The sequence below is a fragment of the Collinsella sp. AM34-10 genome, assembly GCF_003469185.1.
Classification (GTDB): Bacteria; Actinomycetota; Coriobacteriia; order Coriobacteriales; family Coriobacteriaceae; genus Collinsella.
In genome coordinates this window covers 75,761-88,460 of the sequence record NZ_QSIL01000009.1, presented here as the reverse complement: position 1 = coordinate 88,460, position 12,700 = coordinate 75,761, and the positions used below count along the sequence as shown (strand labels likewise).

General features: G+C 59.3%; 11 protein-coding genes. 4 read left to right on the top strand and 7 right to left on the bottom strand.

Annotated features, from left to right (window positions below; translation table 11 throughout):
• Positions 1–10 precede the first annotated feature (10 nt).
• Positions 11–763, top strand: a complete 753-nt coding sequence (locus tag DW823_RS08880) for an amino acid ABC transporter ATP-binding protein (RefSeq protein WP_118081863.1) — start codon at positions 11–13, stop codon at positions 761–763.
• Positions 764–880: 117 nt separating this feature from the next.
• On the opposite strand, the gene DW823_RS08875 is transcribed toward DW823_RS08880, so the two are convergent.
• Together DW823_RS08875 and DW823_RS08870 are read right to left on the bottom strand one after the other, a co-directional pair.
• A complete protein-coding gene (locus DW823_RS08875; RefSeq protein ID WP_118081861.1) occupies positions 881–1,300 on the bottom strand; it encodes a flavodoxin in 420 nt (139 codons plus the stop codon).
• A gap of 46 nt (positions 1,301–1,346) precedes the next feature.
• Complete coding sequence (locus DW823_RS08870) at positions 1,347–2,051, bottom strand: DUF3793 family protein (RefSeq protein WP_118081859.1); 705 nt, start codon at positions 2,049–2,051, stop codon at positions 1,347–1,349.
• A gap of 173 nt (positions 2,052–2,224) precedes the next feature.
• Between DW823_RS08870 and DW823_RS08865 the strand changes: the two genes are divergently transcribed.
• Together DW823_RS08865 and DW823_RS09880 are read left to right on the top strand one after the other, a co-directional pair.
• A complete protein-coding gene (locus DW823_RS08865; protein WP_118081857.1) occupies positions 2,225–2,608 on the top strand; it encodes a heavy-metal-associated domain-containing protein in 384 nt (127 codons plus the stop codon).
• A gap of 273 nt (positions 2,609–2,881) precedes the next feature.
• Positions 2,882–5,419 carry a hypothetical protein gene (locus tag DW823_RS09880; RefSeq protein WP_199574428.1) on the top strand — a complete coding sequence of 846 codons (2,538 nt, stop codon included), beginning with the start codon at positions 2,882–2,884 and terminating at the stop codon, positions 5,417–5,419.
• On the opposite strand, the gene DW823_RS08855 is transcribed toward DW823_RS09880, so the two are convergent.
• Positions 5,416–5,841, bottom strand: a complete 426-nt coding sequence (locus DW823_RS08855) for a hypothetical protein (protein ID WP_233543067.1) — start codon at positions 5,839–5,841, stop codon at positions 5,416–5,418. The two genes, DW823_RS09880 and DW823_RS08855, sit on opposite strands and share 4 nt — an antisense overlap.
• On the bottom strand, positions 5,834–7,405 hold the full coding sequence (locus DW823_RS08850) for a DNA repair protein (RefSeq protein WP_118081853.1): 1,572 nt from the start codon (positions 7,403–7,405) through the stop codon (positions 5,834–5,836). Before DW823_RS08850 ends, DW823_RS08855 begins: the two co-directional genes overlap by 8 nt.
• Before the next feature lie 146 nt (positions 7,406–7,551).
• On the opposite strand from DW823_RS08850, the gene pgi reads away from it, so the two are divergent.
• Positions 7,552–9,246: a glucose-6-phosphate isomerase gene (gene pgi / locus DW823_RS08845; protein WP_118081908.1), complete on the top strand. Its 1,695-nt coding sequence runs from the start codon at positions 7,552–7,554 to the stop codon at positions 9,244–9,246.
• Between the two features lie 141 nt (positions 9,247–9,387).
• Here pgi and DW823_RS08840 read toward each other — a convergent pair whose 3' ends face one another.
• The 3 genes from DW823_RS08840 to DW823_RS08830 all read right to left on the bottom strand — a co-directional run bounded on the left by DW823_RS08840 (position 9,388) and on the right by DW823_RS08830 (position 12,412).
• Positions 9,388–10,692 (bottom strand): VirD4-like conjugal transfer protein, CD1115 family, encoded by a 1,305-nt coding sequence (locus DW823_RS08840; protein ID WP_118081850.1) that lies wholly within the window; start codon positions 10,690–10,692, stop codon positions 9,388–9,390.
• Entirely contained in the window at positions 10,685–11,302 is a 618-nt protein-coding gene (locus tag DW823_RS08835) for an ATP-dependent Clp protease proteolytic subunit (protein ID WP_118081848.1), read from the bottom strand. Before DW823_RS08835 ends, DW823_RS08840 begins: the two co-directional genes overlap by 8 nt.
• Positions 11,303–11,365: 63 nt before the next feature.
• The gene (locus DW823_RS08830) at positions 11,366–12,412 is read right to left on the bottom strand and encodes a hypothetical protein (RefSeq protein ID WP_147350681.1); all 1,047 of its coding nucleotides are present in this window, start codon (positions 12,410–12,412) and stop codon (positions 11,366–11,368) included.
• Positions 12,413–12,700: the final 288 nt, after the last annotated feature.

Genomic DNA, 12,700 nt, shown 5'->3' with positions numbered 1-12,700 from the left:
AGGTTCTATCATGAGCGAAACCAATAACTCGAACGAGGTCGTCGTCAGCATCAAGAATCTCCAGAAGGCCTTTGGCGATAACGTGGTCCTGCGCGACATCGATCTAGATGTGCGCAAGGGTGAGGTCGTCGTAGTCCTGGGCCCTTCGGGTTCGGGCAAGTCGACGATGCTTCGCTGCATTAACCGTCTTGAGGAGCCCACGAGTGGTTCGATTGTCGTCGAGGGCGTGGATGTGTGCGCCAAGGGCGTTGACCTCAATAAGGTGCGTACGCACTTGGGCATGGTGTTTCAGCAGTTCAACCTGTTCCCGCACCTGTCGGTCAAAAAGAACGTCATGCTTGCGCAGCAAAAGGTGCTCAAGCGCAGCAAGGAAGAGGCCGAGAAGATTGCCATCGAGGAGCTGACCAAGGTCGGCCTGGCCGAGCGCATCGATTTTATGCCGAGTCAGCTTTCGGGCGGTCAGCAGCAGCGCGTGGCCATCGCCCGCGCCCTGTCGATGAATCCGCACGTGATGCTCTTTGACGAGGCCACGTCGGCGCTCGATCCTGAGCTTGTCCGCGATGTATTGGGCGTCATGCGCGACCTGGCACGCGACGGCATGACCATGATCGTCGTGACCCACGAGATGGGCTTTGCCCGCGATGTTGCCGACCGCGTTGTCTTTATGGACGGCGGCGTTATCGTGGAAGAGGGCACGCCGAGCGAGGTCTTCGACCACCCCAAGAGCGAGCGCACCAAGGCGTTCTTGGGCAATATCTCGTAGCCGCTTTATATGACTGACATAGCAGAAAACGGGAGCCGGATGTGATCCGGCTCCCGTTTTTGTTGGGACGCGAATGTGTTTTGGCGCAGAGCGCGTTACGGGCGGAGCTCATTGCCGCTAGGCGAGCTCGGCTCCAAGTGCGCGACAAGCCGCCTCGCCCTCATCGTCGGGGGCGTCGTAGCAAATGACGGAATCGACGACGTTGACACCTGCCTCGTCGGCATCCGCCTTCCAGTTGTCCATCCATTCGCCCTCGGCCCACGAGTAGGAGCCAAAAAGGACGACCTTCTTGTCGCCGAGGGCTTCCTTGACCTCATCCCACATGGGCTGGAACTCATCGTATTCAAGCTCCTCGGAGCCCATGGCGGGGCAGCCGAAGGCGAAGGCATCATAGTTTGTGGCCTTGCCGGCAGAGAAGTCGGCGCAGGGGATGACTTCGGCCTCGGCGCCCGCGGACGTGGTGCCTTCGGCGACAAAGTTTGCCATGGCCTCGGTGTTGCCCGTGCCGCTCCAATAGACGACGGCGATCTTGCTCATGTTGAGTCCTTTCGGTTGTGCGGCGTGCGGCCGCGGTTTGTACGTTCTATCGGGTCGCCTGGGCAAGTTGCGCCAAGCTGCAGCCCTGCTGATAGATATACGTGAGGTATTGCGTGCAGGCGCGATAGGAGTCGAAGGTCGTGAGCGCCTGCTCGACATTCGTGTAGACCTTCCAGGCGCCAAAGACCTTGTAGTTTTCGCCATGCTGGACGATAAACTGATGCACGTCTTCGTAGGGATAGCCCAAAAAGTAGCCAATTTCGTGGGGGAACTCGCAGGTGCAGCCGTTGTCGCAGTGTGCTTGATGGTCCAATGCGCATCGGGTTTGGCCGCATGCGCATTCCGCGGCGTTATTGCTTGCGAGCGTGATGCGCGATGCCAGATGCACAAGACATGCCGAGAGGTTGCCGGTGTCGTAGCCCTCCTTGGTGAGTGCCGTTTTGGCGCGCGGGTCAGCAAGATAAGTGGCGAGGCTATTGGGCCGACATGCGTATACGAGCGCCCCGCAGGGGCGCCAGACCAAAACGCTCAGATGGATGCCGAACGGATTAAGCTCGTGATTGCACTGAGCGATAACGTTGAGCAGATGTGCTCGGCGATCCTCGATCGCCGCAGTTGCACTCGAGCCGTTTTGATCGGCATAGACTCCTGGATAGGTAAAGAGCGATGCCGGCTTGATGCCCGCAAGCATGGGAGAGCAGTTGCGAACAACCGCCGCCTGAAACGTTGGAATGTCTATAGTTCGAGTCATGACGCCACTGCTGTCCTTTCCTGTTAGCCTAGGAAAACTTATACACGAAAGTAAGCCTTGGTCAACTAAAAAGTTTGAAGAGGGAAACTAATTGACTGAACTGACATGAGTTTGGAGTAAGATGGGGCACCCCACGGGGTATCTCTGAAATGGACCGTAAGGAAGGGGAGCGTATGAGTGACTTGCTCAACCCTGCGAATCTCATCGTGCTGGCCGTCATTGCCGTCGGCATGTTTTTTGGGCTGCGTCGCATTGCCGCATCGACACACGGGAAGAGTTGTTGCAGCGATGGTACGAGCGGCAAGAAGGCCAAAAAGGTTGTTGTGGTGGATACCGATGCGTCGCACTATCCCTATAGCGATGAGCTGCTCATCGGCGGCATGAGCTGTGACGGCTGCGCTCAGAACGTAGCCAATGCCCTCAATGCGCTGGACGGCGTGTGGGCAACGGTAACGTACGCGGACCACACAGCACGCGTACGCTCGAAGCGCCCGGTTGATCGCGACACACTCGAGTCGGCGGTGAGGGGCGCGGGCTATTACGTTATGAAAATGTAGGCGTTGCCCTCTCCGGTGGATACCGGCCTCCTGCCCATTGTGACTATCGGCATCCAAAAATTTGCGCAAAAAATAACCTTTAGATGCGGCAAAAGTGGAGTTTGGTGACGGTTCGCGCGGAATTCGCTACCAATCGAGCATCTATTAACCCGTCCAAAAAATTACAGGTGTATATTTATACGATGATTATTGCTGTGCTCAGATTGCAATTAGCCGTGGACAGAAATGAAGAATGCTAAAACTGGGCTTAAGGACAGGGGAGGCTATAGCCTTATGAGACGAGTGGGAACACTTGGCTTGGTGGCAGCGCTTGCCGCTATCTTGGTATCGCCGCTGCCGGCGCATGCCGAAGATGCTTCGGGTGCCGTTACCTACAATGCGGGAAATGGGTATTCCTTTGAGAAGCTCTCGCATCCTACGGTAGTAACGTCGCAGCCGGATGGTATCGTCGACTACCAGGGTAACGGTGCCGTTGCCGTTCCGGGCGCCGACGGTAACACAGCCAACAACGAAGGCGATCGCGGCCAGAGCTACACTTGGGCGGCTGCGAGCTATGGTGATTGGCTTTATGTGGGCACCTGCTATGCGGCGATGGGCAACACGCTGACGCTCATGAACGGTACGCTGGGCGATTCCTTTGATGCCGAGACCATGCGCCTGACGCTGGAGGCCATGTTTAACGGCACCTTCTTCTATGGACAGCAGAAGGAGGACGGCACGGCCGACAAGGACAGCGGCGGCATCTTGGTCAAGATCAATACCAAGACCGGTGAGACCAAGTTGCTGCTCTCTGAATCGCTCAACGGCGTCGGTCCTTTGTTCCGCAATGCCGTGAGCTATAAGGGTAAGCTTTATTTCTGCGGCAGCGTCAGGACCAATGGCGGCAAAAGCGGCCTGCCTGCTGTATATGAGATCGATCCTAAGACGGATGATTGGAAAGTTGTCTATCAGGGCCTTTCGAGCGCGGACGATTACCGCGATGCCTACAAGCAGGGCATTTCTACCGGTATCCGCGGCATGTGCGTCCATGATGGACAGCTCGTCATCAGCAATGTGGGTAAAGCGGGCAATGAGTTTGTGGCGACAATCCTGACGTCATCTGACCCCTCGAAGGGCCAGGCTAGCTTCACCGAGATTGCTAACTCGAAGACGCTGTTTGGCTATCCGGCGATTCACTATCAGGACAGCATCTACGGCGGCGCCATTTGGGATATGGTCTCGTACAATGGCCATCTCTATGCCACCATCTGCACCGGTACGCCCGAGAACGCTCCCGATGATAATTCCATGCGGTCGTTTGCCATGGTTCGTGGCGACAAGAACGCCGACGGCAGCTATGAGTGGACTTCCATTGTTGGCGATAAGGATGCGACCGATCCAAAGTGCCGTGCAAAGTACTGCTTTGGCATCGATCCTGCCCGCACCCGTTCTGGCGCTGCCAACCTCATCGTCTACAACGACTACCTCTATATCGGTGAATACAACGACGAGGAGATTGCTCTCGAGCGCATCCTGTTCAACAAATCCAACACCGAAGAGGGCGGCAAGAGCGGCATGGGCGGCGTTGACTGCTCGTTTGTGAATGCCAATCTTGAGCAGTCGGTTAACATCTATCGCATGGACAAGAACGAGAACATGGAGCTCGTCGTTGGCGATCCCACCGTCATGTTCCCCGAGGGCGGTATTTCCGGCCTGGCTTCGGGCTTTGGCCGAAACGAGAACCAGTACATTTGGCGCATGCAGAAGTTCGACGGCAAGCTGTATATCGGCACCTTTGATACCGCGAGCCTGCTTGAGCCGATCGGCCAGTTCTCCAATGGCGACATTATCGATATGACGCCCGAGGAGTGGAACTCTCAGGTTCAGCGCCTTAGGGACCTGCTCGATCACCTGCTCGACAAGAAATCGCCTGACGACCCCATCGTTCCCGTGAACACGCCTGCGGACGATGATTCAAACGAGGCCGTCGAGGTCGATGACGAGAAGGCTGAGGCCGTCGAGGCCGATGACGAGAAGACCGAGGTCGCTAAGGGCTTTGGCGACCTGAGCGATGCGCTGGAGGATGCCGCGGGCGATCTTTGCGATCAGGCCGCGACGATGTCCCAGGACGTTGAGGACGACGCCGCTTACGTCCAGAAGATCGATGGCGAGATCGCGTACTTCAAGTCCTTTGCCGACCAGTATCAGGACATGCTCGATAGCTATGAGAGCCTGAAGCAGCAGTACGAGGATGCCTATGGCACCGAGCTGCCGGGCGATATTCAGGATGCGCTCGATAAGCTGCTGAGCGAGGAGAACCTCAAGAAGCTGCAGAGCGTGCTTACGTGCATGTACTACCTGCGCGATGCCGAGCGCGGCTTTGATATGTATGTGACCGAGGACGGCGTGAACTTTACGACGCTGACGACCAATGGCTTTAACGATCCGTATAACCATGGTCTGCGCACCTTTGCGGTGACCAACCAGGGTCTGTGCCTTGGTACCGCCAACCCGTTCTATGGCTGCCAGGTTTGGATCCAGCGCAAGGAGAATTCGGAGAATCCGATTGATCCCGGTACTCCGGATCCGACGAAACCCACCAATCCTTCGCAGCCGGGTGGCGGCGATCAGCCTGGTGGCAGCCAGACGGGCGGCAACGACCAGTCGAGCAGCACCACGACCACCGTCACGACGGCCACTAAGAAGACTCCGAAGGACGGCTCGCTGCCTCACGCTGGCGACTCGACCCTCACGCTGGTCTTGGGATTGCTGGTTGCAGCTGCCGCGGTGCTTGGCATTGCCCTCGTCTTGCGCAAGCGTTCTTGTCGCTAGGCGCGTCCGCGCAGCTCGATGTTTTTGATATCGTCGAAGTCGATGGCGATATCCCTGAGTTTGAGCAGCTTGAATGCGGGTAACACTTCGTCGAGAATGCCCGTGCGGCTACGATAGCCGTACATATCGTAATAGGTGACGCGCACCAGGTCGCCGCGTTTGAGGCCCTCGAGCTTTTTCGAAAGCTCGAGGGCTTTTTCTTCCGTGAGTTCGCATTTGGGCTCAACAGTGATCTCTTGTTTGCGCACGAGCTCGTAGTATCCCGTGAGGGCGGCAAAGGGCATAAACTGTGCGGCACGGCCGGCGCGGACGGCGCCGTTGGCGGTGAGCTTGGGGTCGGCGGATCGACGTCTTCCCTCGGGGTCCGCTAGACGTTCAAAAGGCGTCGGTGGCCGCATCGGCTGTTGTTGGGACTTAGGCACGATGTCCTCCTACCTGATCGTTGCGTTCGCGTGCGGTGGCGCCGGCGGTGAAGCTTAATCCCTTGACGAGCGCGTTCTTGCCGTACTTGCCCTTCACGGCCAGGACGGCGCGCGCCAGGTCGCGCTCGCGCTCATCGGCCTTAACATCGCTGAACAGGTCGATAGTGGCAAATTCCTCGGGCACCAGATTGCCAAATCCCAGGTTGATGCGCTTGACCGGTCGTTTGGGATCGACAGTCTGCGCCCAGAGCTCATCGAAATAGCCCATGATCTTCTTAAACGAATTGGTGCGCTCGGGCAGCTTGCGCGAGGCGTTGGAGTGCGCAAAGAGCGCGGCATAGCCACCACGCGGCTTGCCGCCGTGTTCGCCCACAAAGATGCCGTCAATCGCCTGTGCCTCTCGCACCAAACGTCGGCGTTCGTCATCGCGCTGGACGGGCTTGGGCGCGCGGGGTGCGAGCTTGGGGCCGGCGGTTGCGGCGGGTTCGATGCTCGACGTGCTCGAACGCAAATGCCCGCATCCGTCTACATATTGCGCTGTGCCGCTGGCGTCGAGGCGGCGTATGTCGGCGCGCTCGCTCGCGTAGCCTACAAAGAGCGAGATGCTGTTGCACACCACGTGCTTATCGACTAAGTCCAGCACAGCGTTGTCGACCATCTCGCGCAACACGGTGTAGGCTTGCTCATAGGCATAACCCTTCGATAGCACTTGCCCCGTGGTTGTTGAGGTTGCCTGCGGGCGATAGGCCTGAATATCGGCGATAGTTGTCGGCTCGCGCCCAAAGGCGTGGTCGATAAGATACTCGGCATTGACGCCGAGCTCGTCGTAGAGCAGGTTTTCGTCGAGCGCCGCGACGCCCATCAGATCGTAGACGCCGTATTTTTCGAGTCGTGCTGCCACGCCGGGCCCAATGCCCCAGATGTCGGTGATGGGGCGATGGGGCCAGATCTCCTTGCGAAAGGTCTCGTCGTCGAGTTTGCCGATGCGGCTGGGTACGTGCTTGGCGGTAATGTCGAGTGCCACCTTGGCCTGGAATAGGTTGGGGCCGATGCCAACCGTTGCCGTGATGCCGGTGCGCGCCAGGACCTCGTCGCGCAACATGCAGGCGAAGCCTTCAGCGTCGGTATGGTAGAGGTCCAGATAGGGTGTCACGTCGATAAAGCATTCGTCGATGGAGTAGACGTGCACGTCTTGCGGACTCACGTATTCCAGATAGATACCGTAAATTTGCGCCGACACCTCCATGTAGTGCTGCATGCGCGGTATGGCCTTGATGTAGTCGATGCCGTCGGGAATTTCGAACAGACGGCAGCGATTGTGTATCCCCAGGTCCTTCATGGCCTGTGTGATGGCGAGACAGATGGTCGTGCGCCCGCGCGATTCGTCGGCAACGACCAGGTTGGTGGTGAGCGGGTTGAGCCCGCGGTCAACGCACTCGACGCTAGCGTAGAACGTCTTAAGGTCGATGCAGACATAGGTGTGACGCTCGTGCCCCACGCGTCCTCCCATCAAACACATGTTCTTATCGAATACATGTTCGATAATACCCGCTTGTGCGGACATCGTCAAAACCTGTCCCTTTTTGGTCGGTCGCCGTTTGGGGGCGGATTGGCAACGCTCGCTGATTACGGTCTTGACCTGCGCTAGAATAGGGGCATCTGATTATCCGGGCGCATGGAGGTATGCGCCCGTATGCTGAGGAGGACTTTATGGCAACTGTTGCCGCACCTATCGACGCTACGTCGACCGCCGCTTGGAAGGCGCTCGAGGCCCATCAGGAGAAGCTCGAGGCCGAGGGCATCGACCTCAAGGCATGGTTCGCTGCCGATCCCGAGCGTGTGAACAAGCTGAGCTTTGACGCTGGTGACCTGCACTTTGACCTGTCCAAGAACCTGGTGACCGATGAGACCGTCAAGCTGCTGTGCGATCTTGCCCGCGAGGTGAAGCTCGAGGAGCGCCGCGACGCCATGTTCTCCGGCGAGCACATCAACACCACCGAGGACCGCGCTGTTCTGCACACCGCGCTTCGCCGTCCGGCAAGCGAGAAGGGCCAGCTCATCGTTGACGGCCAGGATGTCGTCGCCGACGTGCACGAGGTCCTCGACCGCATGTATGCCTTCGCCGAGCGCGTTCGCTCCGGTGAGTGGAAGGGCGTAACCGGCAAGAGGATCGAGCACCTGGTGTCCATCGGCATCGGTGGCTCCGATCTGGGCCCGGTCATGGCCTACGAGGCTCTGCGTCCCTACGCCGACGCCGGTATCGACTGCCGCTATATCTCCAACATCGACCCCAACGATCAGGCAGAGAAGCTCAAGGGCCTCGATCCCGAGACCACGCTCGTGATTATCGTCTCCAAGACCTTCACCACGCTCGAGACCCTCACCAACGCTCGTGAGGTCAAGACCTGGATGCTCGAGCAGCTCAAGGCTCAGGGTGCCATCGACGGCTCCGAGGAGCAGAACGCCGAGGCTGTGGCAAAGCACTTCGTCGCCGTTTCCACCGCACTCGAGAAGGTTGAGGCCTTCGGTATCGACCCCGCCAACGCCTTCGGCTTCTGGAACTGGGTTGGCGGCCGCTATTCTGTCGACTCCGCCGTGGGCCTGTCGCTGATCGTCGTCCTCGGCCCCGAGCGCTTCCAGCAGTTCCTCGAGGGCTTCCATGCCATCGACGAGTACTTCTGCAACACGCCGCTCGAGAGCAACGCCGTCGCGCTGATGGGCCTGCTCAACGTCTGGTACGTCAACTTCTTCGGCTCCAAGAGCCACGCCGTGCTTCCGTACTGCCAGTATCTGCACCGCTTCCCGGCCTACCTGCAGCAGCTCACCATGGAGTCCAACGGCAAGCACGTCCGCTGGGACGGCAGCGCTGTGACCTCCGATACCGGCGAGATCTTCTGGGGCGAGCCCGGCACCAACGGCCAGCATGCCTTCTACCAGCTGCTGCACCAGGGCACTGTGGTGGTTCCGGCCGACTTCATCGCCTTCGCTAACACTGCCAACCCTGCGACCGATAGCGGTCAGGACGTGCATGAGCTGTTCCTGGGCAACTTCCTGGCCCAGACCAAGGCGCTCGCCTTTGGTAAGACGGCCGACGAGGTTCGTGCCGAGGGTACGCCCGAGCAGATCGTCCCGGCCCGCTGCTTTGAGGGCAACCGTCCGACGACCTCGATCTTCGGCGACACGCTGACCCCGTTCGCACTCGGCGAGCTCATCGCCCTGTACGAGCACATCACGTTTGTCGAGGGCACGGTCTGGGGCATTGACTCCTACGACCAGTGGGGCGTCGAGCTGGGCAAGCAGCTTGCCAAGCAGATCACCCCGGCCTTCCACGACGACGCCGCCAAGGCCGAGCAGGACGCTTCGACCCAGGCGCTCATCGAGTTCTACCGCGCTCACCGCAAGTAGTCGCTGCTGTTAACGCATCGCGCCTTATAGTCAGGGGCCCGTATCCTATCGGATGCGGGCCCCTTTGCTTTGCCGTGGTCCCGGGGCGCACGGCCCTTGCGGAACATCGCCGGGGCGCCGCGCGCTGCGAGAACCCTGCGCCTAGATCTCGGCCTCCGCATGGTCTCGCTGCGCCTCGGGCAGCTCCCCGTAGAGCGGATGGTCTTCGAGCCTAAAGCGCTCGACCTGTTCGGGAGTGCGACCGCGTACAAAGAGCCACGAGCGATCGATCGGCGTCGCCATGAGCGTGCTGGGCAGTGCGTCGGCGCGGTCGGAAAACACCCGGGCGCTCTCGGGATCCTGGAACGCCAGCACCAGATGCGTGTCGCAGTTGCCCATGATGGAGCGAGCTCGCGCCTCGCCGTAGAGCGCATCGAGCTGGTTGGTCGACTGCAATAGCAGCGTTGCCCAGATGTTGCGGCTTCGGATAATCGAGAGCACGTTGTCGATCTGGGGGATCTGCAGATTTGCGAAGTCATCGAGCATAAAGCGCACGGGCACGGGCAGGCTGCCGTCGGGCTGCCTATCGGCTTCGCGAATGAGGCCCATAAACGCCTGCGTAATAAAGAGGCCGGTCAGCGGATCGAGATTGCGGTCAATATCGCTTACGGTTACAAACAGGGCGCAGGGGGTGTGTCCCATGGAAGCGAAGTCCACCTGATGGCACTCACGATAGAGCTGTGCCGCACCGTCGAATCCCAGACACATGACCTTTTCGGCAAGGATGCCGACGATGCTCGCGTGCATGCGCTCGGCATTTTGCGTAATGGCGTAGCGCCGCCATAGCGAGAGGGCATAGCTTTGGGGGTCGGTCGTGATCAGATCGTCAAACAATCGGGCCGTGGCACCGTCCTGCAGGTGCTCGATCAGCTTGATGACCGAGCTGATCGTCTGCTCGTCGGCGGGTAGCTGTTCGGTGACGTAGGCGATAAGACACGACAGCAGGTTTGCCGCCGCATGATCCCAAAAAGGCTGGTTGTTGTCCTCGATGGGGCAGATGGCCTTTGCCACCGAGAGGATGTCCTGCTGGTTGGGCCTGCCGTCCGCCTTGCGGCGAATGTGCCTCAGGGGGTTGTAGCCGCAGCGCTCGATGCCGGGCGCAAGGGCCGGGACGGTGTTGAGGTCGGCGAAGTTGAGGCATTGCACGCGGTAACCGTGGGCTGCCAGCACGGGTCCCACTTCGCGACAGAGCGTGCCTTTGGTGTCGAGCACGATGTAGCTTGCGTTCATTTGCAGCAGGTTGGGCTTGAGGACGTTTCGGGTCTTGCCGGCTCCCGAGGGGCCGATTACAAGTGCGTTGTTGTTGAGTCCCGTTTGGCGGGTGTCGCAGGAAAGCGTTCGATCCTTGGCGAGGATGGTGGACGATGCGGACTCAGATGCGGCGAGGCGGCTGGCGAGGTTAGACATGGGCGACCTCCTTGGTGGTCGAGAGGATTTCGTGGGCAAAGCCGAGCTCGACGGCGCGCTTGGCCGAAAGGTAGGTGTCTTTTGCAGTGAGGGACTGGATGCGCTTGGGCGTGAGGCCGCTGCGGTCCGAGAGGATTTGCGTGAGGGTCTTGCGGGTCTGCATGAGACGCCGGCTGGTTTCCTGCAGCGCAAGTGCCGAGCCGCCTGCCCCCTGGGGGATCAGCGGGTCGTGAATCATGAGCTCTGCATGGGGCGCCATACGGCGATCGTCGCCGCCCATAAAGATCACGGCGCCCATGGACGCGGCGAATTCCAGGCAGACGGTGCGGATGGGGCACGATGCGAGGCGCATGGCGTCATAGATCGCGAGACCCGATCGCACGCTTCCGCCGGCGCTGGCGACAAATATGGTGATGGGGCGGCTGGGGTCGGTGGCATCGAGCAGGCGGATCTGCTGGCATAGGTCGTGGGCCATCGGGGTTTCGATGTTTCCCATGACGGAGAGCTCGCGACGGGCGAGCATCTCATCGTAAATGCTGGTGAGCGTGATACCTCGGGCGGATTCACGCATGGTGAGGGGGCTGATGATGGGGGAATGATTGGTGTCCATGAGGACTCCTTTCTGTTGGTTGTGTTGTGGAATAGGATTGTTGCCCGCGGAGGGGCTGGCGGGCTACAGGGTTCGTCCGAGCCTGAGATCGAGCTCGGTTGTGGGGCAGGCTGCCTGTTCGTGCGGCTCGCAAGCGCCAAGGGCTCCAAAGCGATGGAGCGTTGCGGCGGGCGTGGTGTAGGCGAGCCGCAGCTGATGCTCGACAGGGGCACATCCGTCATTTTTGTAATGAGCCGCGTAGTACTGCGCGATGCTGGCGTTCATCTCGCTGCCATTGCGATGGCGCTCAAACTGGCGTCTGCAGGTCTCGATGATCTTTGCTACCGACTTGGGTGCCGTCGCGGGAACAAGGGCGAGATAGCCCTCAAATAGCTCGTTGATGCTCAGGAGGCACAGCAGGTCGATCAGCGTCCTTATGGCTGCTCCCTCGGCAGAAAAGTGCGCGGTCATGCGGTTATATCGGTTGCGGTCGACGATGGCCGCATGGGGTCTTGGAGTTTTCTGCCCCGTGATCCCGGGCTTTTGCCGCGCCTGTGTATTGAGCTCGACGTTGCAGCGCTTGAGGCCGTCCAACGGAAGGAACATTGCGGTGCGCAGGGTGTTCCGCTTGCTTTCGAGTTCATGACGCTCGTCGGGTTCCCATTCGAGTTTGAGTTTCGTGTCGAGCGCCGTAAGCATATGGGCTAGGCAGCCTACGGTAAGAACGTACGAATCGTTGTCGCGTTTTGGGGCATAGGGGTCTGTCAGCTTGCGAATGTCGGGGTCGCCCATGATCTTTGTGCAGCGCTTCAGCAGTTGAGGGTGGTCGGCCAAGATCGTCGCGAGCGGTAGCGACGCGTAGTTCTTGATGGTCGCGGCGGCAAAGGCGGCGTCATATTCGTTTGCATACGCTCGCTCAATGCGGGCATCCAGAATGCTTTTCTTATCGCCGTTTTCAGCGTGGTGGTTTGTCATAGCTTCTCCAATCGGTTGATGTTCGTGCTGTTTGTTGATGTGTTGGTTGTCGTGAGTGATGTGCTTGCCGTGGGTGATGTGCTGACGTTGGGGTGCTATGCGGTTTTCAATGAGCCCGTGAGGCAGTTGCTGCAGGGGCGGGATGGAACGGCCCATGCAAGGCGGAAGGCATCGTGCTCAAAATCGAGACAGCAATGCCCTGGGTGCCTCACATGTGGCAGTTACCTCATTAAGTTGTCATTGCGTTTGGGGTTGTACTTTGCCGATCTTCCTTCTCTTACACGCTGAAAACTGAAACTTCATATGCTCGATCTACTTAAAACCGCAACGGCGGTCTTTTATCAACTTATATGTCGGAACGCGTCTTTACAAGTACTTTTTTGCCTTTGTTTCAAATGGGGTGGTTTTGCAACCGTCATACGCGCGCTGTGCGAACGTGCCCGG

Bases quoted from the DNA above. Each gene is read 5' to 3' on its own strand.
- DW823_RS08880 (WP_118081863.1), top strand. From the start codon at position 11: ATGAGCGAAACCAATAACTCGAACGAGGTCGTCGTCAGCATCAAGAAT.
- DW823_RS08875 (WP_118081861.1), bottom strand. From the start codon at position 1,300: ATGAGCAAGATCGCCGTCGTCTATTGGAGCGGCACGGGCAACACCGAG.
- DW823_RS08870 (WP_118081859.1), bottom strand. From the start codon at position 2,051: ATGACTCGAACTATAGACATTCCAACGTTTCAGGCGGCGGTTGTTCGC.
- DW823_RS08865 (WP_118081857.1), top strand. From the start codon at position 2,225: ATGAGTGACTTGCTCAACCCTGCGAATCTCATCGTGCTGGCCGTCATT.
- DW823_RS09880 (WP_199574428.1), top strand. From the start codon at position 2,882: ATGAGACGAGTGGGAACACTTGGCTTGGTGGCAGCGCTTGCCGCTATC.
- DW823_RS08850 (WP_118081853.1), bottom strand. From the start codon at position 7,405: ATGTCCGCACAAGCGGGTATTATCGAACATGTATTCGATAAGAACATG.
- pgi (WP_118081908.1), top strand. From the start codon at position 7,552: ATGGCAACTGTTGCCGCACCTATCGACGCTACGTCGACCGCCGCTTGG.
- DW823_RS08840 (WP_118081850.1), bottom strand. From the start codon at position 10,692: ATGTCTAACCTCGCCAGCCGCCTCGCCGCATCTGAGTCCGCATCGTCC.
- DW823_RS08835 (WP_118081848.1), bottom strand. From the start codon at position 11,302: ATGGACACCAATCATTCCCCCATCATCAGCCCCCTCACCATGCGTGAA.
- DW823_RS08830 (WP_147350681.1), bottom strand. From the start codon at position 12,412: ATGGGCCGTTCCATCCCGCCCCTGCAGCAACTGCCTCACGGGCTCATT.